This window comes from Streptomyces sp. NPDC043876 (assembly GCF_056435825.1).
This window is the reverse complement of record NZ_JBWKDV010000002.1, coordinates 408,641-431,092: the sequence shown is the minus strand read 5'-3', so window position 1 is coordinate 431,092 and position 22,452 is coordinate 408,641. Positions and strand designations below refer to the sequence as shown.

The window sequence follows — 22,452 nt, the reverse complement described above, 5'->3', positions numbered from 1 at the left end:
CTGCCCGGACGTGCGCCGCAATCCGGTCGCGCGCGAGAGGGGTCGTACCTTCAGGGTTGGCGAACGGCGGGGTGCGTAAACTCGCCGGACCCGGTGACTTCCGTCAGCGGGGTACTGGCGGGGGCCGGCGCCGGGTGCGGAGCCGGGTCGGGGTCGCCCGAGGCACCGCGGTAGACGGCGGTGAAGGCGAGCGTGACCATGCCGACGCCCATCACGACGGCGAGCACCCAGGCGACGGGCCGCAGCCACCGGGCGCGGCCGCGGTAGGGGCGCAGAGAGCCCCCGTAGGCCCCGTACGGACCGTACCCATAGCCGTAGCCGTAGTCGCGCCCGGACTCGTCGAGGCCGTAGCCCTCGGGCCCGTAGCCGTACGGATAGCCCTCGGGGCCCTCGAAGTCGTCGTCGGCGACCCAGCCGCCCGCGACGGCGGCCGCGCGGGCCTCCGCCTCGGCGCGCGCCCGGTCGCCCGCCCGCTGGCGCTCCAGGGCGCTCGGCTCATGGATCTCGGCGTTCCGGACGAAGTCCTCGTCGAACACCACGGAGGCGAAGTCCTGATCCGCGCCTCCGCGGTCGTCGTCGGGCTCCCCGTCGTCCGGGAACGGTTTGCCCCCCACGTCGTCCGGCACATCGCCAGCGTAGCCCCGGGGGGCCGCTTTGGGCAGGTCATCCGCCGAAATCCGGCCACCCGGGGTACTCGGGGCCGCTACCGGACGTGACCGTCGCCGGTGACGATGTACTTGGTCGAGGTCAGCTCCGGGAGCCCCATGGGGCCCCGGGCGTGCAGCTTCTGGGTGGAGATGCCGATCTCCGCGCCGAAGCCGAACTGACCACCGTCGGTGAACCGGGTGGACGCGTTCACGGCGACCGTGGTCGAGTCGACCAACTGGGTGAAGCGGCGGGCGGCGGCCTGCGAGGTGGTGACGATGGCCTCGGTGTGCCCGGAGGTCCAGCGCCGGATGTGGGCGACGGCGTCGTCGAGGGAGTCCACGACCCCCGCGGCGATGTCGTAGGACAGGTACTCGGCGGCCCAGTCCTCGTCGGTGGCGGCCAGCGCGGTCACCTTGGATTCCTCGGCGTACGAGAGCACCTCGGCGTCGCCGTGCACCGTCACCCCGGCGTCCGCGAGGGCGTCCAGCGCCAGCGGGAGGAAGGCGTGCGCGATGTCGCGGTGGACCAGGAGGGTCTCGGCGGAGTTGCAGACGGAGGGGCGCTGCGCCTTGGAGTTGACGAGGATGTTCACCGCCATGGCGAGGTCGGCCTGCGCGTCCACGTAGACGTGGCAGTTGCCGGTGCCGGTCTCGATGACGGGGACGGTGGACTCCTCGACGACCGTCTTGATGAGCGAGGCGCCGCCGCGCGGGATGAGGACGTCGACGAGGCCGCGGGCGCGCATCAGCTCGCGGACGGAGTCGCGGCTCTCGCCGGGGACCAGCTGGACCGCGTCGGCGGGCAGGCCCGCGCTTTCGACCGCGTCGCGCACGATCGCGACGAGGGCGGTGTTCGAGGCGTAGGCGGAGGAGCTGCCCCTCAGCAGGACGGCGTTGCCGGACTTCAGGCAGAGGGCGGCGGCGTCGACGGTGACGTTGGGGCGGGCCTCGTAGATGATGCCGACGACGCCGAGGGGGACGCGGACCTGGCGCAGGTCGATGCCGTTGGGGAGGGTGGAGCCGCGCAGCACCTCGCCGACCGGGTCGGGCAGCGCCGCGACGTCGCGGACGTCGGAGGCGATGGCCGCGATGCGGTCGGGGGTGAGGGTGAGGCGGTCGATGACGGTCTCGCTGGTGCCGGCGGCGGCGGCCTTGGCGGTGTCGACGGCGTTGGCCTCGATGACCTCGGCCGTACGGGCCTCCAGCGCGTCCGCGATCGCCAGCAGGGCCTTGTCCTTGGCGGACCGCGGGAGGGGGGCGAGGGTGGCTGCGGCCGTCTTCGCGCGGGTGGCGGTGGCGGTGACGGGGGTGGCGTCGTTGAGCGAGGTCATGGGTGCAGGGTAGTCCCAGGGGGCGGGTCGGTGGCCGGGCTTCCACCCCGCGAGACGGGTCCCTCCGGGCTCCGCCCGGTCCCGGTCCTCAAACGCCGGACGGGCTCGGTGTGCGCCGGGCTCCGCCCGCACCCGCGCCCACCCCGCGAGACGGGTCCCTCCGGGCTCCGCCCGGTCCCGGTCCTCGAACGCCGAACGGGCTCGATGTGCGCCGGGCTCCGCCCGCACCCGCGCCTCAAACGCCGGCGGGGCTGGACAACGCCCCCGGGGCTCCGCCTGACCACGTCCTCAAACGCCGGACGGCTTGAGGTACGGCCGGCGGGACCGGAAGCCGCTCCGGGGCTCCGCGCCCACCCGGTCCTCAAACGCCGGACGGGCTTGGAGTACGGCCGGCGGGACTGGGAGCGGCCCCGGAACTTCGCCTGACCATGGTCCTCAAACGCCGGACGGGCTCTATATGGCCCGCCGCCGCGGCGGGTCAGTACGGGTGGACGCCCACCGGGTGGGCCGGGGGTGGGCCGTAGCCCTCGGCCACGCGTTGGTGGTAGGTCGCGCGGTCGATGACCTCCAGGCCGACGATCTCCCAGGCGGGGAGCTTCGCCGAGGAGCGGTGCTCGCCCCACAGCCGCAGGGCCACGGCGGCCGCGTCGTGGAGGTCGCGGGCCTCCTCCCAGTACCGGATCTCGGCGTGGTCGTCGGCGTACCGGCTGGTCAGCAGGAAGGGATGGTCGTGGGCCAGCTGTTCCAGGCCGCGCCGGACCTCGGACAGCGGGACCGGCTTGCCGGAGACGCTCAGGGTGATGTGCCACAGCCGCGAGTCGTCCCGCTCGTCGCCGCGCCCGGAGCCCGCTCCGTCGCAGTCGCCCGAGCCGACGCTGGTCAGCGCTCGTCTCACCAGCCGCCTCCTGTCTGCCCGCTCCGCGTGTCCGCCCCTCACAGTTGACCAGTCGCCGACCGGCCGCGCGGGGGTTTTGCCCAACATCGCCTCCCGCGGGCCCGGTCCGGCTTCAGTCCTGGAGCAGCACCAGGTCGTCCCGGTGGACGACCTCCCGCTCGTACGCGGGCCCCAGTTCGCGCGCGAGTTCCTTCGTGGAGCGGCCCAGCAGCAGGGGCAGTTCCTTGGCGTCGAAGTTGACGAGGCCCCGGGCGACGGCGCGGCCGCGCGCGTCCCGCAGCTCGACCGGGTCCCCCGCGATGAAGTCGCCGCCGACCGAGGCGATGCCCGCGGGCAGCAGCGAGCTGCCGCGCTCGGTGACCGCGCGGACCGCGCCGTCGTCCAGGACCAGGTGCCCTTGGGGCGCGGAGGCGTGCTGGAGCCACAGGAGGCGGTCGGTGGAACGGCGGCCGGTGGCGTGGAAGTGGGTGCCGGTGCCGCCGCCCGCGAGGGCGTCGGCGGCCTGGCTGGCGGAGGTCAGGACCACCGGGATGCCGGCCGCGGCGGCGATCCGCGCGGCCTCGACCTTGGTGACCATGCCGCCGGTGCCGACGCCCGCCTTGCCCGCGCTGCCGATGGAGACGTGCGCGATGTCCTCGGGGCCGCGGACCTCGTCGATGCGGCTGGTACCGGGGAGGGCGGGGTCGCCGTCGTAGAGCCCGTCGACATCGGAGAGCAGCACCAGCAGGTCGGCGCGGACCAGGTGGGCGACGAGGGCGGCCAGCCGGTCGTTGTCGCCGAAGCGGATCTCGTCGGTGGCGACGGTGTCGTTCTCGTTGACGACGGGCAGGGCGCCCATCGCGAGCAGCTGGTCCAGGGTGCGGTAGGCGTTGCGGTAGTGCGCGCGCCTGCTGGTGTCGTCGGTGGTCAGCAGCACCTGGCCGACGCGGACGCCGTAGCGGGCGAAGGAGGCGGTGTAGCGGGCGACGAGCAGGCCCTGGCCGACGCTGGCCGCGGCCTGCTGGCGGGCCAGGTCCTTGGGGCGGCGGCGCAGTCCGAGCGGGGAGAGCCCGGCGGCGATCGCGCCGCTGGAGACCAGCACGATCTCCTTCTCGCCGCCGCTGCGGGCCTTGGCGAGGACGTCGACCAGGGCGTCCACCCGATCGGCGTCGAGCCCGCCCGCCGCGGTGGTGAGCGAGGAGGAGCCGACCTTGACCACGATCCTGCGGGCGTCGGCCACGCCCTGCCTTGCCGCCGCTGACACGTCTGTCCCCTTGCCCCTCGCCCGATGTACGGGCCTCAATCTACGGGGTGCCCTCCCGGCCGTGCCCGCCGGTTTCAGACCGTGGACGCGGGCGAGGCCTTGGGCGGCTGCGGGTCGGCGGCGCCCTGGTCGGCGGCCGCCGCGGGGTCCGTCCCGGGGATCAGGATGCGCCGCGAGATCACGTAGGTGAAGGGGATCGCGATGACCGCGGCGACGAGCGGGGCGATCTTCTCGTTCATCCCGGCCCAGTCCACCAGGAGCAGCAGGCCCACGGACTGGATCACGTAGTTGGTGATGTTGGTCAGCGGGAAGAGCAGGAACTTCTTCCAGGTGGGCTTGGTGCGGTAGGTGAAGTACGTGTTCATGAAGAACGAGCCGACCATCGCCAGCACGAAGGCCAGCGAGTAGGCGGCGAAGTACGGCATGTACGGGTGCAGCAGCAGGTACAGCACGAAGAAGGTGCCGGTGTTCACGCCGCCGACGAGGCCGAAGCGGACGATCTGGCCGAGCTGGCTCCTCATCGGGCGTCCTGCTCCGTCGGGAGCGCGGTGGGCCGCAGCGTGCGGGGCGGCGGTTCCACGGCGACGCCGTGCGCTTCCTTGACGAGGAAGTGCGGGCGGCGCTTGGTCTCGTAGTAGATGCGCCCGATGTACTCGCCGATCAGGCCCAGCATGATCATCTGGACCCCGCCGATGCCGACGATGATGGCGACCAGCGTGACGTAACCGGGTGAGTCGATGCCGTTCGTGATCGCCATGACGGTGATCCACAGGGCGTACAGGGCCGTCAGGGCGACCAGCGACACGCCCGCCCAGATCCCGATCCGCAGCGGCCGGTTGTTGAAGGAGATCAGGCCGTCCATGCCGTAGTTCAGCAGGGACCCCAGCTTCCACTTCGTCTCGCCCGCCTCGCGCTGCGCGTTGCGGTAGTCGAAGTGGACGGTGTCGAAGCCGATCCAGGAGAAGAGGCCCTTGGAGAAGCGGTTGTACTCGGGCAGCGAGAGCAGCGCGTCCACGGCGGGGCGGGACAGCAGCCGGAAGTCGCCGACCCCGTCGGCCAGCTCCACGTCGACCCAGCGGTTGATCCCGCGGTAGTAGAGCCGGCTCAGGGCGCTGCGCAGCTTCTTGTCGCCCTCGCGGGTGCGCCGGGCGATGATCTGGTCGTGGCCGTTGCGGTAGTGGTCGAGCATGGTCGCGATGAGGTCCGGCGGGTGCTGGAGGTCCGCGTCCATGATCACGACGGCGTCGCCGGTGGTCTCGCGCAGGCCCGCGAGCATGCCGGCCTCCTTGCCGAAGTTGCGGCTGAAGGAGACGTACCGGGTCCGCTCGCCGTGCTCGGCGGCGATCTTCCGGAGCTTGGCGAGGGTGCCGTCGCGGCTGCCGTCGTCGACGTAGCAGACCTCGTACTCGACGGGGAGGGCGTCCAGGACCCTGCGGATCTCGGTGTCGAAGCTGTCGATCACCGCTTCTTCGTTGTAGCAGGGAACCACTACGGACAGCTTCGTCATGAACACTTCCTGCTGGATCCGAACGGGTGATCGTCAGCGGCCGGACCCGACGCTCACCTCTTCCTCAGAAGTATGCACGCCGCCGGACGGCCTGCCTGAGGTGACTGCGGTACACGGTAGCTTTGAACTGGTGGGGGTCCCTCCGGACGGAGTCCGGGGGCGGAAGGAACAACAAGATCGAGGTGCACGTGCCTGACGTCTCCGTGGTCGTCATCGTCTACAACGACGCAGAGCGTCTGCCGACTGCCGTGCGGTCGGTTCTCAACCAGACTCTCAACGGGGTCGAAGTCGTGATCGTGGACGACTGCAGCAAGGACGGGTCCTTCGAGGTGGCCCAGGAACTGGAGGCGGCCCATCCGGGCCGGATCCGGGCGTTCCAGCTCCCCGAGAACAGCGGCGGCTGCGGCGCTCCCCGCAACCACGGGATCGGGCAGGCCACCGGTACCTACGTCATGTTCCTGGACAGCGACGACGTCCTGGAACCCAACGCCTGCCGCAACATGCTCGACGCCGCCGAGCGGACCGGCTCCGACCTGGTCTCCGGCATGTGCGTCCGGGTCCACCTGGACAACCGGTTCGGCAAGACGACCGAGTGGTACCCCTGGATCTACTCCCGCACCCGCACGCTGGAGTCGATCACCGAGTACCCGGACCTGCTGGTCTACGACACCCTCTCGACCAACAAGTGCTACCGCCGCGCGTTCCTGCTGGAGCAGGGCCTGGAGTTCCCCGTCGGGATCCACTACGAGGACCTGCTCTTCTCGGCCCAGGCGTACGTCGCGGCCCGGCGGATCACGCTGATCCCCAACCAGGTCTACTTCTGGAACGTGCTGGAGAACACGGCCGCCAAGTCGATCAGCAACCGGCGCCACGAGATCGCGAACTTCGTCCACCGGATGGAGATCCACCGCCGGGTCGACGAGCTCCTCGCGAGCAAGGGCCACGACGAGATCAAGTCGGCCAAGGACGCCAAGTTCCTCAAGCACGACCTGGTGCTGCACCTGCGCGACCTGCGGCTGCTGGACGACGACTACCGCCAGGAGTTCGCCCGCCTGGCCAACGGCTACCTGGCGGGCATCGACCCGGCCGCCTACGAGCACGTCACCGCGCTCCAGGCGATCTGCGCGTACCTGCTCGGCAAGGAGGACTGGGACAACCTGCTCTCCGCCGCCGACGCCATGACGAACAAGGGGCGGCTGTCCTCCCCGCTCGCCGAGCGCGACGGGCGCGTCTACTGGTGCGCCGAGCACCTCGACGACGCCGAGGGCCGCCGGATACTGGACGTCACCGACCAGGGCTTCCACACCACGCCGCTGACCTCCCTCATCCTGGGCAACCGGCTCACCTCCTACGAGGACGACGGCCGCGGCACGGTCACCGTGGCGGGCTCCGTCGTGAACCCGCTCGGCCGGATCGCGCCCGACGCGGAGCTGAGCGCCGAGCTGGAGTTCCGGGCCCGGCGGCAGATCGGGGTGCGGTCCTTCCGCTTTCCGGTGGCAACCGTGCGCCACGCGGGTGACACGATCGAGTGGACCGCGACGGCCGACATCGGCTCGACGGTGCGCCCCCTCGGCATCATCGACGCCGTCTGGGACGTCCGGCTCAAGATGAAGGCGGGCGGGGACCGCCTCTCCACCCGTGTCTCCGTCGGCGACGTGGACCTGGAGTCGGCCGCCGCCCTGCGCGTGCGCCCGCGGCTGACCCGGCTGGTCTCCGACCGCTTCGAGCCGGAGATCACCAAGAAGGGCAACCTCTCCTACGTCCTGACCGCCGAGGGCGCCGCCGCCGTCCGCACCCAGAACCTGATCAACAACGCCATACACGGCAAGGCCGCCGGCGTCGTCAAGCGGGGACTGCGCAAGGCACTGCGGGCCCGCCGCAACATCGGGTCAGGCGAGCAGAAGGTGAAGGTCTACCACGAGGTCTTCTCCAAGCTGCCCGTCAAGAAGGGCACGGTCGTCTTCGAGAGCCACATGGGCAAGCAGTACAGCGACAGCCCCAAGGCGATCTACGAGGAGATGGTCCGCCAGGGCATCGCCTTCGAGGCGGTGTGGTCCTACGCGGGCGCCCGCCCGACCGGCTTCCCCAAGGAGGCGACCCTGGTCAAGCGCTGGAGCTGGCCCTACCTGCGCGCGCTCGCCCAGGCCGAGTACTGGATCGACAACCAGGGCTTCCCGCTCGCGCTCGCCAAGCGCCCGGGGACGACGTACATCCAGACCTGGCACGGCTCCGCGCTCAAGCGGATGGGCTTCCACGAGCCGCGCACCAAGGCGCAGGGACGCGCCGGGCAGGCCAAGTTCCAGAAGGCGGTGGACCGTTTCGACCACTTCCTGATCCGCTCGGAGCACGACGCCCGCACCCTCGCCAAGGGCTTCCGGCTGCGCGACGAGGTCCTGCTGCGCACCGGCTACCCGCGCAACGACGCGCTGGTCGCGGTGCACCGCGCCGAGACGGACAGCGGGGAGCGGGTGCGCGGTCCGCTCGCCGCGGAGCTGGGCATCGACCCGGAGAAGAAGGTGCTGCTGTACGCGCCGACCTTCCGGGCGAACGCGGACGGCGCGGTGGAGGGCTTCGCCTTCCCCTTCGACGTGGAGGAGTTCGCCGACCGCCTCGGCGACCGCTTCACGCTGCTCGTGCGCACGCACTACCTCAACAGCGTCTCGCTGCCGCCGTCGGTGGCGGGCCGGGTGATCGACGTGTCCCGCAGGCACGACATCACGCCCCTGCTGGAACTGGCGGACGCGCTGATCACCGACTACTCCTCGGTGATGTTCGACTACGCCGTCCTGGACCGGCCGATGCTCTTCTTCGCCTACGACTACGAGAAGTACTCGACGGACATCCGCGGCACGTACTTCGACCTGAAGGAGAAGGCCCCCGGCCCGGTCGTGGCCACGGCCGACGAACTCCTCCAGGCGCTGGGCGCCTTCGAAGAGGCCGACACCAAGTACGCGGAGGCGCGCGCGCGTTTCCTCGCCGAGTTCGGCGAGTACGACCGCGGGGACGCGGCCCGTCAGATCGTCGAGAAGTTCTTCACCAGGGGTGGCAAGTGAGCCAGCAGAGCGACGGGTCGCCGACGGCCGGCGGCCGGGACGTCTTCATCGTCTCCAACAGCGTGGACGAGCTGGGCGGGGTGACGACCTGGTCGCACCAGATGGCCGGGCTCCTCACCGACCGCGGCCACCGGGTGCACGTCATCGGCATCGCCCCGGTCGCCGAGGAGATCCGCCAGCGGCTCCCGGCGGACCTGCCGTACGACACGACCACGCTGTACGACGCCCACCCGCCCGCGGCCCGCCGGCTGCACGGCATCAAGGGGCGCCTCAACGCGCCCGAGCGGCGCCGCCAGGCGGCCCGCCGGGCCGGGATGCGGGCGAAGGCCGAGCAGCTGAGCGCCATGTTCCAGGCGGCCCGCCCCGGCGCGGTCGTCATCGTCACCCAGGTCTGGGCGATGGAGTGGGTGGCGCTCAGCGACACCAAACGGCTCAGTGTCATCGGCATGAGCCACGAGTCCTTCGAGGCTAGCCACAAGTCCACCCGCGCGGCCCGCGTCCGGCGCCACTACCGCGACGTCGACCGGCTGCTGGTGCTGACGCCCGAGGACGCGGACCTCTGGATCCGCTCCGGGATGCAGAACGTCTCCAGCATGCCGAACCCGCTGCCCTTCATGCCGGACTCCCCCGCCCCGCGCACCGGGAAGGTCGTCGCCAGCGTCGGCCGCCTCGCCGACGAGAAGGGTGTCGACCTGCTCCTCGACGCCTGGGCGGACGCCGTCCCGCACCACCCGGACTGGACCCTGCGGATCTACGGCGCGGGCGTGGACGCGCAGATGCTGCGCGAGCGCTGCACCTCGCTCGGCCTGGACGACTCGGTCGAGTGGATGGGCAGCACGGACGACGTGCTGGGCGCCCTGCGCGGGGCCTCGGTGTTCGCCCAGGCCTCGCGGGCCGAGGGGTTCCCGATCACCCTGCTGGAGGCGATGGCGGCGGGCGTGCCCTGCGCCGCCTTCGACTGCGCGCCGGGCGTGCGGGCGATCGTCAGCCACGGCGAGGACGGGCTGCTGGCGCGGCTCGGCAACACCATGGAACTGGCCGGGCACCTGCGCGTCCTGATGGCGGACAAGGAGCTGCGCGACCGGATGGGCGACGCGGCCTTCCAGAGCGTGCGCCGCTATTCGAGCGCGGAGATCACCGACCGCTGGGAGCGGCTGTTCGCGTTCCTGGAACGCTGACCGGCCCGTACGTACGAAGCCGCCCGCCCCGGTACCGGTACCGGGGCGGGCGGCTTCGTACGTGGCGGTGCGGCGCCCGGTCAGCGGCCGCGGTGGGCTTCCCAGCCCGCCCACGCCGAGGTGATCATCTCGCGGACGTCGTGGCGGGCCTTCCAGCCCAGCTCGGCCGAGATCCGGTCGGCCGAGGCCACGACCTTGGCCGGGTCGCCGGGGCGGCGCGTGGCGACGACCGGGGCGATGTCGTGCCCGGTGTGCTCGTTCATCAGCCGGACCATCTCCCGTACGGAGACGCCCTCGCCGCGCCCGATGTTGACGGTCAGGTCCCCGTACTCGCCCCGCGCGGAGCGTTCGACGAGCTTGCGTGCGGCCACGAGGTGGGCCTCGGCCAGGTCCTCGACGTGGATGTAGTCGCGGATGCAGGTGCCGTCCGGGGTCGGGTAGTCGTCGCCGAAGATCAGCGCGCCCTCGCCGGCGTCGTAGCGCTCGAAGACCATCGGGACCAGGTTGTAGACGCCGGTGTCGGCGAGTTCGGGGGTGGCCGCGCCCGCCACGTTGAAGTAGCGCAGGCACGCCGTGGAGATGCCGTGGGCCCGGCCCGCCGCGCGGACCAGCCACTCCCCCGCCAGCTTGGTCTCGCCGTACGGGCTCAGCGGCGCGCACGGGGTCTCCTCGGTGACGAGGTCCACGTCGGGCATGCCGTACACGGAGGCCGAGGAGGAGAAGAGGACGTTGCGGATCCCGGCGGCGGCGACCGCCTCCAGGAGGACCACGAGCCCCTGTACGTTCTCGTGGTAGTAGTACGCCGGCTTCTGGACGGACTCGCCGACCTGCTTCTTGCCCGCCAGGTGCACCACGCCGGTGATGTCGTACTGCTGGAAGGCCTCGTCGAGGACGAGACGGTCCAGGACGGACCCGATCACCAGCGGAACGCCCTCCGGGACGCGGTCGGCGTTGCCCGTGGAGAGGTCGTCGAGGACGACGACCTCCTCACCGGCGAGCAGCATCGCGCGGACGACGTGTGCGCCGATGTAACCGGCGCCTCCCGTGATCAGAAACGTCATGCGGTTCTCCCGAGCTCTAGCGCGGCCGACGGCCCGGACGGGCCCGGCCGAGGCGGTTGCGTACGAAGGTGGCGGCGCCCTCCGCGCCGGGTGCGAGCCGCAGCGCCAGCGATCCCGCGGCGGTGCGGTAGGGCTGCGTCAGCAGAACACCGTACCGGCCGCTGAGCAGTGCCCGGCGCCGCAGCAGGTCGCCCAGCGGGCGCAGGGCGGTGAGCAGGGAGCTGCCGTCGGCGCAGTCGACGCTCACCCGGACGTCCCACGCCTGGATCCCGCGCAGACCGCGACGGCGGCCGGTCGCGGCGAGCGAGGCGAGCCGGAAGGGCAGCTCGGCGCTCCAGCCGTCCGCGCCGTCGGGGCGCAGGGCGACCGCCGGGACGACGACCGGTTCGCCGCCCGCGCGCGGTACGAAGCGCAGCTGGGCGGTGCGGGGCGGGGCCTCGGCGAGGCGTCCGTACAGGTCGTGGACACGCAGGGTGAGACGCGCGCCGCCGCCCGCCGGTTCCGCGTCGACGGTCACGGGCAGCTCGGCGACGGGCAGCTCGGCCAGTCCGTCGAGGACGGCGGGGGTCTCCTCGCTCCACACCGGGACCCCGTCGGCGTTCCGGGCGTACGGGGGCAGCAGCCGGGGCGGCTCGGCGGCGAAGCGCATCAGGCGCCGCACGTCGGCGGGCGGCGCCGGGGCGGCGCGCAGCACGCGCACGATCCAGCGGGCCCGGGCCCCGGCCGCCTCGACGGCGGCCTCGTCGAAGCCGGCGACGTAGTCCCGCGTCAGGGTCCACCAGGCTGCCTGGTAGCCGGGGTCGGTGCCCAGCTCCCGCAGGTACATCCGCAGGTCGTACTCCAGGAACTTGACCTGGCAGGCGAGGCCGAGCGCCGGATCGGCGGCGGTGAGCACGGCGGCCGCGGCCGCGTGGGCCTGGACCCGCGCCGCCCAGTTGCCCACGTCCTTGCGGTCCAGGGAGATCGACACCCGGGCCGCGGCGCGGCGCACGTGCCAGACGTAGACCAGCTCGGGGACGACGGCGATGCGCGGGGCGGCGGCGAGCACGCGGGCGGTGAAGACGAAGTCCTCGTAGACGAAGCGGCCGTCGGGGAAGCGGATCCCGTGCTTGTCGAGGAAGGACCGCTCGTACAGCTTGTTGACGCACAGGGTGTCGCGGACCAGGCCGGGCCGGTCCGCGGGCCGCTCGATCACCTCGCCGGGGGTGTGCAGCCCGGGCATCCAGGGCACGTCGTGCCCCTGCGGCAGCTCGCGCCGCACGCACGCGCCGACGGTGACGGGCGACCGGTGCTCCTCGGCTCCGCGCACCAGCGCCGCGGCGGCCCCCGGGGGGAGCACGTCGTCGCTGTCGAGGAAGAGGACGTACGGCTCGGTCGCGGCCGCGATCCCGTCGTTGCGGGGCGTGCCGCAGCCCCCGCTGTTCTCCGTGCGGTGCACGACCTTCAGGCGCGGGTGGACGGCGGCCAGCTCGTCGAGCACCCTGGCGGTGCCGTCGGTGGAGGCGTCGTCGACGGCGATGACCTCGCCCACCACGAGGCCCTGGGCGAGGGCCGAGGTGACGGCTTCGCCCACGAGCGCGGCGTCGTTGTAGGCGATCACCACGACGGAGACGCGGGGAGTGTTGGTGCTGCTCACCCCAGGATCCTATGGGACGTCCGGGGAGGGGTGACCGGTACCGGCGCACTCCGTGCGAAAGCCCCCGCAAAGGTCCCGGACGGGACCCCGGCGGGGGCTTTCAACGCACGCGGGCCTCGGTCAGGCGCCGGTCTGGTTCTGGCGGAACGCGTCGTACTCCTGCTGCGCCGTGTCGCCGCGCTCGGCTTCCTTGTCGCGGCGGCGGGTCGCCGCCGGACGCGGGGCCTCCAGGCGGTGGTCCTCGCCGCGACGGCCCAGCATCTCGGCGCCGGCCATCATGGTCGGCTCCCAGTCGAAGACGACCGCGTTCTCGTCGGAGCCGATCGCGACGCCGTCACCGGCGCGGGCGCCGGCCTTGCGCAGCCCGTCCTCGACGCCGAGGCGGTTGAGGCGGTCGGCGAGGTAGCCGACGGCCTCGTCGTTGTTGAAGTCGGTCTGGCGGACCCAGCGCTCGGGCTTCTCGCCGCGGACCTTGTAGACGTCCTCGACCTCGTCGTAGGTAATGGTGAAGCCGGAGTCGTCCACGGCCTTCGGCCGGATGACGACGCGGGTCGCCTCTTCCTTCGGCTTGCGGGCGCGGGCCTTCGCGATGACCTCGGCGAGGAAGAAGGACAGCTCCTTCAGGCCGGTGCGGGCGACCGCGGAGACCTCGAAGACCTTGTAGCCGCGGGCCTCCAGGTCCGGGCGGACCATCTCGGCGAGGTCCTGGCCGTCGGGGATGTCGACCTTGTTCAGGACGACGAGGCGCGGACGCTTCTCCAGGCCGCCGCCGTAGAGCTTCAGCTCGTTCTCGATGGCGTCGAGGTCGGCGAGCGGGTCGCGGTCGCTCTCCAGGGTGGCGGTGTCCAGCACGTGCACGAGGATCGAGCAGCGCTCGACGTGGCGCAGGAACTCCAGGCCGAGGCCGCGGCCCTGGCTGGCGCCGGGGATCAGGCCCGGGACGTCGGCGATCGTGTAGACCGTCGAGCCCGCGGTGACCACGCCGAGGTTGGGGACCAGGGTGGTGAAGGGGTAGTCGGCGATCTTCGGCTTGGCCGCGGAGAGCACCGAGATGAGCGAGGACTTGCCCGCGCTCGGGAAGCCGACGAGCGCCACGTCGGCGACGGTCTTCAGCTCCAGGATGACGTCGCCGCCGGTGCCGGGGACGCCGAGCAGGGCGAAGCCGGGCGCCTTGCGGCGGGCCGAGGACAGCGCGGCGTTGCCGAGGCCGCCGCGGCCGCCTTCGGCAGCGACGTAGGTGGTGCCCTGGCCGACGAGGTCGGCGAGGACGTTGCCCTCCTTGTCGAGGACGACGGTGCCGTCCGGGACGGGCAGGATCAGGTCCTGGCCGTCCTTGCCGGAACGGTTGTCGCCCGCGCCGGGCTGGCCGTTGGTGGCCTTGCGGTGGGGGCTGTGGTGGTAGTCGAGCAGGGTGGTGACCGCCTGCTCCACCACGAGGATGACGTCACCGCCACGGCCGCCGTTGCCGCCGTCGGGGCCGCCGAGCGGCTTGAACTTCTCCCGGTGTACGGAGGCGCAGCCGTGGCCCCCGTTACCCGCGGCGACATGCAGCTCGACGCGGTCCACGAAGGTGGTCATGGTTGTTCCTCCAGATACAGCGGGAATATCCCGGAAAGCCCGGGGGGTAGGCCTTGCTACCCATTAAACGTGTCTATGTGACAACGCGCCGAGGGCGGACCTCTCTTCCCGGCTTTCACCGGAAAGAGCTGAGATCCGCCCTCGGGAAGTTACGTACGCGAGACCAGCAGGAGCTGGATCAGGCGGCCGGAACGATGTTGACGACCTTGCGGCCGCGGTGGGTGCCGAACTCGACGGCACCGGCCTGCAGCGCGAACAGCGTGTCGTCGCCGCCACGGCCGACGCCCGCACCCGGGTGGAAGTGCGTGCCGCGCTGGCGGACGAGGATCTCACCAGCGGAAACGACCTGACCGCCGAAGCGCTTCACGCCGAGCCGCTGGGCATTGGAGTCGCGCCCGTTCCGGGTGGAAGATGCGCCCTTCTTGTGTGCCATGTCTCAGTCCCTCTTACTTCGCAGCCGCGGGGATACCGGTGACCTTGATCGCCGTGTACTGCTGGCGGTGACCCTGGCGACGGCGGTAGCCGGTCTTGTTCTTGTACCGCAGGATGTCGATCTTGGCGCCCTTGTGGTGATCCACAATCTCAGCCGTGACCTTGATGCCGGCCAGGACCCACGGGTCGCTGGTCACGGCTTCGCCGTCGACGACGAGCAGGGTCGAGAGCTCGACCGTGTCGCCAACCTTGGCAGTGGGAATCTTGTCAACTTCAACGATGTCGCCGACAGCAACCTTGTGCTGGCGACCACCGCTGCGCACGATGGCGTACACGCGGATCTCTCTCTCACTCGAAGGGAACCCCTGAAGCCAGCCGGCCACCGCGGGAACCCGCAGGCCGGCCTCCCCCGTACCGCCAGGCGGTACGGGAGGTGAGGTGCTCAGTGGATGGCGTATGCATAGACACGCCAGCGACCCAGGTTACGGGCCCCGGTCCGAGGAATCAAACCGGGGCCCGTGGGCGGCGATAGCTCAGAGCGGGCCCGTCACCGGAGGCCACCCTGGGGCGACGTCACCGTACCCGCACACCGATCGTCACGACTTCGGCCATCTCCGGCTTGTCGAGCCCGACGATGACCTCCACCCTGTCGGCGCCGACAGGGAACTGCAGGTAGGACGTGTCACCCACGACGTCCGAGACCTCAAGGACCCGGCTCGGACACTCGATGAGCCCGGTGAACGCGACTTGCTCCTCCTCCACCACCACGTCATGCCCGATCCGTACGCGCACCTGCCCGAAGTCTCCGTGCAGGACCGTGACGGTCACACAGGCCTCGTTGGCCGAGACCGGCCGTCCGTCCGGATCCGCTTCAGGGATGTCTCCAGACCCGCCCACCGACTCGAGCTTCAAGATTCCCCACGGCACGTTTGCCAGGAATTCTTCCACCTATCGCACTCCTTACTCGAACAAGATCCCGCACATTCCGCAGGGGGACGCTACCAATCCCTATAGGGGTTTATGCCGTCCCGCTTCATTTGAGCCGCCGCTCTTCCTTGCTTCCCGCTGCACTCCATGCACTGGGGGAACAACTGCTGCTCGATGTCCTTATCGACGAACGTAGAGACCGGCTGATGGTCCTTGACCCACGTCCCCTTCGGGTAGCCGGACGTCTTGGTACCGCAGGTGTGGCAACCGTGGGTGTTTCCGTTCACATTCGTCTGGTCGATCTCCGCCTGCGTCCAGGACCGGCCCTGATTGCGTGCCGGAATCGTCCCTCCAGCATATTCACCGGGATAGAAGAGCTTACATGCGTCGCCGTATCCGCCCTTCTTACCGCCGATGTTGTGCACGAGGAGGGGAGTGGTGCCGGCGAGCACGTAGTAGGCGTGGATGTCGTCGATGGTGAGGTCGTGCGTCCGGCGCACTTCATTGAAGAACCGCATACCGGACAGCTCGACCGTGGAACCGGCGGGCGTACGCAGGATCATTCCCGGCCGGAGGTCCCCGGCGTCGACGAACCGCTGCTCCGCCTCGACCCAGAAGGGATGTGTCACCGTCGAGACGAGGGAGGCCTCACCGGAATCGCTGTTCACCGTGAGATCCACGAAATGCTTGTCATCCTGGGTGACGATCGTGGCCACGACTTCCCGGGTGACGGTCTCGCCAGTGGTCAGATCCGTGGTGGAGACACTGTCTCCTATCTCGACGTCCTCGATCTTCTTCGTCGATCCGTCACTGAGTAGGACTTCCGTACCGGGCAGGAAGCTGTGCGGGGTGGGACAACCGCCGGAACCCGCCAAACGCTCCGTTGCGGCGGCCAGGGCGCCCTTGGCCTTCTTGACCTTCTCGGAAGCGTTCCACCACGCTTTCGCGCCGTCGATCAGGTCGCCTGCGAGGCCGGCCAGGCGCTTGATCAGCTTTCCGGCCTTCTCCCACTTCCACGGGGCGCCGTACTTGGCCAGGACCTTGCCCGCCAGGCCTCCCGCGAAGCTGCCCGCGATGTTGAGCGCCGTCTCGCCACACGAGCCGAGGTCACCGCTGGAGAAGCAGTCGAGCGCGGCCGTGACGCCGAGCTCGTCCATCAGGATCTTGGTGATCTGCTTGACGGCCTGCTTGACCTTGCCCTTGGCGCTGTTGAGGTTGCCCTCCGCCTGGTTCAGGTCGTCTGTGGCGTCATTGACGTCCTGCTGGTCCGGCGTGGTGTCCGTGTTGACCTTGCCGCTCGTGCAACTGCTCGGGTGCTGCGAGCAGTACGCGCGCTCGTCCGGGTCGTACAGACCCGTCGGGTCGCTCGCCGAGACCGGGCGGTTGTGGGCGTAGGCGTACGCGTTGAGCTGTTGTGCGTCGTTCGTGTCGACGACCGGGTCAGGGGTGGTGAACTTGCCCAGGAACGGGTCGTACTCACGGGCGCCGATGGTCGTCAGACCGGTCGACGCGTCGACCGTGCCGCCGACGAAACCCTTCTCCCCCGGCCAGGTGCCCTGCGGGGTGCCTCGGTTGTTGCCGTACGGGTCCATCCGGCGCTGGGTGACCGCGCCGGTTGTCGAGTCGATGGACAGCTCCGCCGTGCCGTGGTGGTCCGAGGCCAGGAAGGACAGCTTGTTGTCCGAGGTGCGGATGGCGATGTTCTGGCCCGCGAAGGCGTAGTACCGCGTCGCCTTCGCCGTGGTCGCTCCCGCGTCCAGGCGCAGCTCCAGGCCGGGCAGGTACACCGTGGTACCGGTGGCATCCTTGCGCTGGACACGGCTGCCGTCAGCGCCGTAGAGGAAGGTCGTCTCCGACGCCTCGTTCTTGCCCGGGGTGGTGACGTCGTCCGGCTGACTGTTCTTGACCGGGTTGCCGAGGGCGTCGTATTCCAGGGTCTGGGTGTTGCCTCCGATCGTGCGCTTTTCGGTGTTACCGGCCGCGTCGTAGCCGTAGGTGTACTGGCGGGCGCCGCTCGGGGTGTTCTCCAGAACCTGCTGAAGCTGGTGGGTGCCCGCCTTGTAGGTGAAGGTGCGCTTGACGTCCTTCGACGCGTTCAGGCCGGTGTCGTGGGCCGTCTCGGAGAGACGGTTGCCGACCGTGTCGAAGGTGTACGAGTTCCAGTACGGCGCCGGACCGCCCAGGGCGGCGGAGCCGGGAGCCTGGTTGCAGGCGGCGGGACCCGAGCCCGAGACCGGGACCTGGCTGCCGACCGTGCCGACTGCGGCAGCCGCGGCCTTCGTGGTCGCCGGGGTCCAGGACTCCGTCATCCGGTTCTGGTAGTCGTACGCGAAGCACTGCAGGTCGGGCGCGCCCGAGCCCGCCGTGTCTGCGATGGACTTGACGTTCCCGATCTGGTCGTAGGAGTAGTTCGACTCCTTGGCCGGGCCGGTGGTCGAGCCGTAGACGTCCACCTTCGACTGCACCAGCCGGTCGGTGCCGGTCTCGTACTGGAAGGTCTGCCAGGCCTTCTTGCCGCCCGTGTTCAACTCCAGCTGCTGGAGCAGGGTGCGGCCGGACCAGATGGTGTTGGTGACGTACGACGTCGTGCCCGTCATGGACTTCAGGCGTTGGATGTCGTCGTAGCCGTAGGCGAGTGCCTCGGCGGGGAGACCGCCTGCGGCGGGGAGACCGTCGCTCTGCTTGGTGCCGTCACGGTTGTAGGCGCTGGTGAAGACGTAGGTGCCCGTGAGGCCCGTGCCCGAGGAGGCGGGGACCGTGTAGGCAGTCTTCAGCGGCTGGTAGAACTCGTCCATCGCCTGGACGATGGAGGCGAAGTACTCCGTCGCGTTGGTGTAGCGCAGCGACGCCCATTCCTTGCCGAGCCAGCCCGCCTTGTCGTAGCGCTTTTCGGTGAGCTTGACGCCCGTGGTCGCCGGACCGTCCCACGTCGTCAGGATCCGGCCGAGCTTGTCGTAGACGGAGGAGATCGTCTTGCCGCGAGCGTCCGTCGCCGTGACCGGGCGGTCCACCTCGTCGTACGTAGTGGTCCGCTTGCCCGAGTCCGGGTCCACGGCCTCGGTCATACGGCCCAGCTGGTCGTACTTGTAGGTCCAGCTGTTGCCTGCGGCGTCGGTGAGCTGACGAAGCTTGCCCGCCGGCGTGTACGCGTACTTCGTAGTGTCGTATCCCGACGTCGGCCCCACCGGGACCGGAGCGGCGCCCTTGTAGTGGCGGACCTCCGTCGTGCGGTCCTGCGCGTCCGTCAGCGTGGTCGTCGGGGTGCCGCCGACCGGCGGGTCGATGTGGACCCGGTCGCCGCCGTGGACGTACGTCGTACGCCACTGCTCGCCGCCCGCCACCGCGAAGATCTCGGCGGTGGTCCGGCCCAGACCGTCGTACTCGTAGAGGGTCTGCGCGCCGACGTCGCCGTTGCGCACGATCAGCAGTTCGTCGGACGGAGTGCCCGCCGCGTTGTACGTGGCGTTGGCCTTCGCCATCTTGCCCGTCGGGCTGTAGAAGGTGTCGGCCACCATGCGGGTGCCGCTCGGGCCCTCGGTCTGCTTCTGCCTCGGGCGCAGCAGGCTGTCGTACAGCTGGTACTCGGCGCCGTACGAGCCGTCGATCTCGATCTTCTCCGTCTTGACGGAGACCGGCTTGTCGGTGCGGAAGTTGTAGCTGTACTTGATGCTCGGGGTCTGCGGGGCCGCCTTCGAGCGGTCCGGCAGCCAGACGGAGACCAGTCGGCCTAGCGGGTCCAGCGCGAGGTCGCTGCGCTTGCCGTTGGGGTCGGTCTGGCCGAGGGACTGGCCCCAGGCGGGGGCGTAGTCCGTGGTGGTGATGTGGCCGAGGGCGTTGGTGACCTGCACCTGCGAGATGAGGCCGTTGACGTCGGTGTACGCCGTCTTGGTCTCGGCGCCCGAGGCGTCGGTCTGGGAGGTCGGGCGGCCGAAGCCGTCGTACGCCGTCGTGCCGGTGACCTGGTAGGTGGCGGTGGTCCCGTCGTGGGAGGTCATCCGCTCGGTCTTCGTCGCGTTGCCGATGGTGGGCGCGGCGCCGAAGGCCAGGTCGTCGTAGGAGGTGCGCTCGTCGGAGAGCACCTGCGTCTTGCGGTCGGGGGTCGTGGCGCACTTGACCGAGACGGTCTCGACGCGCGAGGCGAGGCTGAGGACGTTGGCCGCCGCGTTGTCCGCGTAGGACGTGCGGGTGCAGGTGTCGTCGGCGGTGGTGGACAGATCGCCGAGGTCCTCGGAGGTGAGGATCCGGCCGGTGCCGTTGGCCAGGTCGTACGTGGTGTTCGACTCGGTCTCGCGGCGGCCGTCGCCGCCCTCGGTCACCGTGTAGCCGCGCGTTTTGACGGTCTTGGTGAGCGAGGCGTGGCTGGTGCCCCAGGTGTTGGTGTCCGTCGCGGTGTAGTGCCGCATCGGGGTCTTGATGACCTTGGAGACGAGCTTGTTGCCGTCGTAGGTGGCGGCCTCCAGCTCGTGGCCGCTGAACTCCTTGTGGTCGGTGTAGGTGCCGCCCTCGGAGTCGGTGATCACGGACGAACGGGCGGTGCCGTCGGGCAGCTTGTCGCCGTCCATGCCCTGGAGGTAGGTGTAGTCGATGCGGGTCGGCTTGGTGGTGGTGCCGCCGGTGGTCACCTTGACCTTGCCGTAGCCCTGCCAGCCGCCCCAGGTGAGGTACTTGTCCTCGGTCATGCCGTCCGGCTCGGCCTTACGCCAGGCTGCCGGGCCCTGGTACTCGTACTGCGTGACCTGCTCGGGGGCGCCGCCGGTCCGGTCGGTCTCGATGACCTGCGCGACGACGTACTTGTGGAACCAGTCGGTGATCGGGTCGAGGAAGCCCGGGGGCGACCAGACGACCGGGTAGCAGCGCTTCGTGGACTCGCCCGGCTTGGGCAGGGCGTCCTTGGTGCACTCCGCGGGGGCGTAGTTGACGTCCAGCTGGGCGCCGGTCTCGCTCAGTACGGTGGAGAGGCGGAAGCGGTGGAAGGGGGCGATGGACTCGTCGAGACCGTCCACCCGGTTGGCCAGCTGGGTTCCCATCAGTTCGACCGAGGGCACCTTGGCGCTGCCGCCCTTGCGCCCCTCGTGGTCGATCTTGGAGAGCCACAGCGTCTTGGACTGGTCACCGTTGTCGGTGAACTCATGGGTGAAGGTCCACGCGTCCACGTCCTCGTAGGTCGTGGCGTCCTTGCGGATCTGGGTGGTGACACCGGTCAGGCGCTGACGGGTCCAGAAGGAGGCGGCGACCTGGGTGGCGTTGCACTTCGTGCTCGGCGCGCAGTACCGGTCCATCGGGACGTCCGGCCAGTAGGCGGCGTTCGCCGTCTTGAAGTCGGTCGGCAGGCACTTGAAGGTGTCGGTGGGCAGGCAGCGCTCCTGCGTCGTGAAGGCGACGCGGGCCGGGGCCTTGGCCGAGTAGACGGTGGCCTCACGCTGGCCGTAGTCGATGCGCTTGACCCAGCCGCCCGAGGTGTACGCGGTGCCGTTGACGTCGGTCTTGCCGTTCAGGGCGTAGTGGTTCGTCTCCTTGCCGTAGAAGTACGACATGACGTTGCCCTGGCGGTCCTTGACGTAGTCGAGGTTCCACCGCCAGCCCTGCTGGCACGACGCGCTCGCGAACGTCGCGTTGTAGCAGGGCTCACCGCTGTTGTTCCCGAAGACGGGAGTGGTCCAGACGGACGAGGTCTCCTCGTTGCCGGCGGCCCAGCCGGGCAGCCGGTTCTTGCCGAAGTAGTACTCCGTGCCGTCGGTCGTGGTGATCTTCCAGTGCTCGCCGTTGTTGTCGCCGTTGACGGCGCCCGTGAGCTGCTCGACCTTCGAGCCGTCGTCGGCCGCGAACCGCCACTTGCCGTCGGCGTCGCCCTTGATCAGCTCGGTGGACGTGCCGTTGAGCATGACGGTGGCGTTGTCGAAGGCCCAGCACTGCTCGGCGGAGGATGCCTGGCCGTCCTTCGCACAGGGCTTGTAGCGGCGCTCTACGTACCCCGCTTCGTACGAGAAGCCTTCGCCGAGCCAGGAGCCCTGGTTGTTGGTGTCGGAGGTGCGGCCGTCCGCGGACTGCGAGGAGTAGCCGAGGCCCACGGTGGGTACCAGCCCGCCCGGGGCGGGCGGGGTGCGCAGCGGGTAGGACCAGGAGAACCCGCCCGAGGAGGTGGCCACGTTCCACTTGGCCGAGGGGGCCAGCGGGGTCGCCGCGTACGAGCCCTGCGAGGAGGAATCGCCGGCCGCGAGGGCGACCATCGTGCCGCTCGCGGAGGGACCGGCCGCCATCGTGGTCATGCCGGCCATGCGCGCCGGGGCGGTGAGGTCCGCGGAGACCGTCTTCGTCTTCGGATTGTTGACCGTCTTGAGCGGCGTGGGCAGCTCGGGGCAGGCGGCGGTGCCGGGTTCGGCGACCGCCGCACAGGCCGGGAGCTCGACCAGCTGGAGGCGCGATCCGTAGCTGCCGCCGAAGCCGTCGGCGAAGGCCGAGTAGTCGACGTTCAGCCGGACCCGGCCCGCTTCGGCGGCCTGGTCGGCCCGCTGGACGCGCAGCAGCGCGCCCGCGCCGAGCTTGGCGGCCCGCTCGGGGGCCAGTACGTCGACCTGGACCTTGCCGGGCTGCTTGGCCCCGGCGACCGCGGCGGCCTTGAAGGAGGCGGCCGGAGCCTTGGCTCCGGCCTCCTTCGGGGCGGTGACGGTGACGGGCAGGCCGCCGACCTTCACTTGGGCGGCGGCGACGCCCAGTTCGGCGCTGCCGGTGCCGGGCCATACCGGCTTGTCCAGGTTCTTGACGGCTGCCTTGGCGGTGGCGTTCGCCGGGCGGCCCTTGGGCTTTGCCTTGGTCCCCTTGACGGGGTCGCCGAAGTCCTGGACTCCGGGCCGCTTGGCGCCGCCGGGGGCGAGTTCCAGTGCCTGGACCGAGGAGGCGGACAGGGCCAGGCTCAGGCCGATGACGACCGAGCCGAGTGTTCGCCGGGACATGCGCCGATTGAGCA

Annotated in this window: 15 protein-coding genes; 2 read left to right on the top strand and 13 right to left on the bottom strand. The window is 70.5% G+C overall.

What is annotated here, in order from left to right; all coding sequences use genetic code 11:
- Positions 1–50 precede the first annotated feature (50 nt).
- The 6 genes from AC0693_RS07045 to AC0693_RS07020 all read right to left on the bottom strand — a co-directional run bounded on the left by AC0693_RS07045 (position 51) and on the right by AC0693_RS07020 (position 5,623).
- Positions 51–626: an SCO2584 family spore wall biosynthesis protein gene (locus AC0693_RS07045; protein ID WP_478801183.1), complete on the bottom strand. Its 576-nt coding sequence runs from the start codon at positions 624–626 to the stop codon at positions 51–53.
- Positions 627–703: 77 nt separating this feature from the next.
- Positions 704–1,978: a glutamate-5-semialdehyde dehydrogenase gene (locus AC0693_RS07040; RefSeq protein WP_356410634.1), complete on the bottom strand. Its 1,275-nt coding sequence runs from the start codon at positions 1,976–1,978 to the stop codon at positions 704–706.
- A 478-nt stretch (positions 1,979–2,456) separates the two neighbouring features.
- Positions 2,457–2,960: a hypothetical protein gene (locus tag AC0693_RS07035; RefSeq protein ID WP_468463296.1), complete on the bottom strand. Its 504-nt coding sequence runs from the start codon at positions 2,958–2,960 to the stop codon at positions 2,457–2,459.
- Between the two features lie 25 nt (positions 2,961–2,985).
- The gene (gene proB, locus AC0693_RS07030) at positions 2,986–4,092 is read right to left on the bottom strand and encodes a glutamate 5-kinase (protein WP_478740786.1); all 1,107 of its coding nucleotides are present in this window, start codon (positions 4,090–4,092) and stop codon (positions 2,986–2,988) included.
- Between the two features lie 98 nt (positions 4,093–4,190).
- Positions 4,191–4,637, bottom strand: coding sequence for a GtrA family protein (locus tag AC0693_RS07025; protein ID WP_478801182.1), 447 nt, complete (start codon positions 4,635–4,637; stop codon positions 4,191–4,193).
- Positions 4,634–5,623 (bottom strand): glycosyltransferase family 2 protein, encoded by a 990-nt coding sequence (locus AC0693_RS07020; RefSeq protein WP_356410628.1) that lies wholly within the window; start codon positions 5,621–5,623, stop codon positions 4,634–4,636. Before AC0693_RS07020 ends, AC0693_RS07025 begins: the two co-directional genes overlap by 4 nt.
- 182 nt (positions 5,624–5,805) lie before the next feature.
- Between AC0693_RS07020 and AC0693_RS07015 the strand changes: the two genes are divergently transcribed.
- Both AC0693_RS07015 and AC0693_RS07010 read left to right on the top strand, forming a co-directional pair.
- Entirely contained in the window at positions 5,806–8,676 is a 2,871-nt protein-coding gene (locus AC0693_RS07015; protein ID WP_356410625.1) for a bifunctional glycosyltransferase/CDP-glycerol:glycerophosphate glycerophosphotransferase, read from the top strand.
- Positions 8,673–9,854: a glycosyltransferase gene (locus AC0693_RS07010; protein WP_468463293.1), complete on the top strand. Its 1,182-nt coding sequence runs from the start codon at positions 8,673–8,675 to the stop codon at positions 9,852–9,854. The genes AC0693_RS07015 and AC0693_RS07010 overlap by 4 nt, the downstream gene beginning before the upstream one ends.
- Positions 9,855–9,934: 80 nt before the next feature.
- On the opposite strand, the gene galE is transcribed toward AC0693_RS07010, so the two are convergent.
- The 7 genes from galE to AC0693_RS06975 form a co-directional block, all read right to left on the bottom strand.
- On the bottom strand, positions 9,935–10,915 hold the full coding sequence (gene galE / locus AC0693_RS07005; RefSeq protein WP_478801181.1) for a UDP-glucose 4-epimerase GalE: 981 nt from the start codon (positions 10,913–10,915) through the stop codon (positions 9,935–9,937).
- A gap of 16 nt (positions 10,916–10,931) precedes the next feature.
- Positions 10,932–12,551 carry a glycosyltransferase family 2 protein gene (locus AC0693_RS07000; RefSeq protein ID WP_478801180.1) on the bottom strand — a complete coding sequence of 540 codons (1,620 nt, stop codon included), beginning with the start codon at positions 12,549–12,551 and terminating at the stop codon, positions 10,932–10,934.
- 120 nt (positions 12,552–12,671) lie between these two features.
- A complete protein-coding gene (gene obgE, locus AC0693_RS06995; RefSeq protein WP_356410616.1) occupies positions 12,672–14,129 on the bottom strand; it encodes a GTPase ObgE in 1,458 nt (485 codons plus the stop codon).
- Positions 14,130–14,307: 178 nt separating this feature from the next.
- Complete coding sequence (gene rpmA, locus AC0693_RS06990; RefSeq protein WP_069920265.1) at positions 14,308–14,562, bottom strand: 50S ribosomal protein L27; 255 nt, start codon at positions 14,560–14,562, stop codon at positions 14,308–14,310.
- 13 nt (positions 14,563–14,575) lie between these two features.
- Positions 14,576–14,896, bottom strand: coding sequence for a 50S ribosomal protein L21 (rplU, locus tag AC0693_RS06985; RefSeq protein ID WP_330330369.1), 321 nt, complete (start codon positions 14,894–14,896; stop codon positions 14,576–14,578).
- Between the two features lie 238 nt (positions 14,897–15,134).
- Positions 15,135–15,509, bottom strand: a complete 375-nt coding sequence (locus AC0693_RS06980) for a hypothetical protein (RefSeq protein ID WP_478801179.1) — start codon at positions 15,507–15,509, stop codon at positions 15,135–15,137.
- Positions 15,510–15,559: 50 nt separating this feature from the next.
- Positions 15,560–22,438: an RHS repeat-associated core domain-containing protein gene (locus tag AC0693_RS06975; protein ID WP_478801178.1), complete on the bottom strand. Its 6,879-nt coding sequence runs from the start codon at positions 22,436–22,438 to the stop codon at positions 15,560–15,562.
- Between the last annotated feature and the right edge of the window lie 14 nt (positions 22,439–22,452).